General features: G+C 47.7%; 1 protein-coding gene. It reads left to right on the top strand.

Annotated elements, in window-relative coordinates:
* Positions 1-179: 179 nt before the first annotated feature.
* Positions 180-1538 (top strand): IS1182 family transposase, encoded by a 1359-nt coding sequence (locus GD002_RS17555; RefSeq protein ID WP_153733654.1) that lies wholly within the window; start codon positions 180-182, stop codon positions 1536-1538.
* The last annotated feature ends 110 nt before the right edge of the window (positions 1539-1648 follow it).

The following is a 1648-nucleotide window of genomic DNA, read 5'->3' as shown; positions in this document are numbered from 1 at the left end:
AGTAAACGCCAGGAAAAGTTGATTTCCGCTGCGGATGGACGCTTTCCGCGGGCACGGCCTCAGCCGCTTCCCTCGCTACGCTCAGTCCAGGGTCTTCGGCTCGTGCTGTTCCCGCAGGAGTCGCCATCCTCCGCTCCAATCAACTGGATTCCTGTTGAACACTTATTGAGGTGATGGATATGATGACGAAAAACCAAATCAATGAACGCGAACAGTTGGAGATGCTGACAATTGAACAGTTGGTGCCACAAGATCACCTGGTGCGGAAACTGGACGCAGCCATTGATTTTTCTTTCATTTATCCACTCGTCGAGGATTTGTATTCATCCATCGGTCGTCCCAGTATCGACCCGGTTGTCTTAATCAAGATGACGTTCATCCAATATACCTTCGGCATCCGCTCCATGCGGCAGACCATTAAAGAAATCGAAACGAACGTGGCATATCGCTGGTTTCTTGGCTTCGGTTTTCATACGGAGGTTCCGCATTTCTCTACGTTCGGAAAGAACTACATCCGCCGATTTGCAGAGACGGATTTGTTTGAACAGATTTTCTACCGTGTGTTAAAAGAAGTCGCTGACAGAGGATTATTGAGTCCGGAACACGTTTTCATCGATTCCACTCACGTAAAGGCGAGCGCAAACAAGCGGAAATTCCAAAAGAAAGTCGTTCGGAAAGAGACCAAAGCTTATGAGAAGAAGCTACAGGAAGAATTGAACATCGACCGGGTGAAAAATGGGAAGAAGCCATTCCCGCCGGAGAAGTTTGAGAAAGAAGAGTACAAGGAAATCAAGGAATCCACGACGGACCCGGATAGCGGCTACTATGTAAAAGATGAACGGACCAAGCAATTTGCTTATTCCTTCCATGCAGCTACAGACGAGAAAGGATTTGTGTTGGCAAACATCGTAACGCCAGGCAATATCCATGATAGTCAGCTGCTTGAGCCATTGGTAGAAAAAATTATTGACCAAGTTGGAAGACCGGTTGCCGTTGTTGCCGACGCTGCCTACAAGACACCAGCTATTGCGAATTACCTGTTGGAAAATCAGATGCTTCCCGTTCTTCCGTACAAGCGGCCAATGACGAAGAAAGAGTTCTTCAAGAAAAGTGAGTACGTCTACGATGAATACCATGATTGCTATCTCTGTCCGGAAGGGCAGATCCTTAGCTATCGCACCACTACGAAAGAGGGGTATCGACAGTATGCCTCGCAGCCTGCCATCTGTGCAGCCTGTCCGGTCATCGACCAGTGTACACACAGTCAAAATCAGCAGAAGATGATTTTGCGACACATTTGGCAAGACCACTTGGATGGAGCGGAAGACCTGCGGCATCACGAAGAAATCAAAGAGATCTACGGCAAGCGCAAAGAGACAATCGAGCGTGTATTTGCCGATGCCAAAGAAAAGCATGGCATGCGATGGACTACCCAGCGAGGGGTGAAAAAATTGTCCATGCAGGCGATGCTGACTTTTGCTGCTATGAATTTGAAGAAGCTTGCCAATTGGACGTGGGAAACGCCAATGATGGCGTAAATTAGATGAACACCCGAACCGAATCCGTAGCTATTTCTCTGGTTCTAGAACAGAAATAACAAAAGAGTGGGAAATCGTGACGATTTCCCACCCTTTTGTCTACAGTCTGA

This window comes from Sporosarcina obsidiansis, from assembly GCF_009651005.1.
In the GTDB taxonomy this organism is placed as follows: Bacteria; Bacillota; Bacilli; order Bacillales_A; family Planococcaceae; genus Sporosarcina; species Sporosarcina obsidiansis.
Note: the sequence above shows the minus strand (reverse complement) of the source record. Positions and strands in the feature narration are given on the sequence as shown.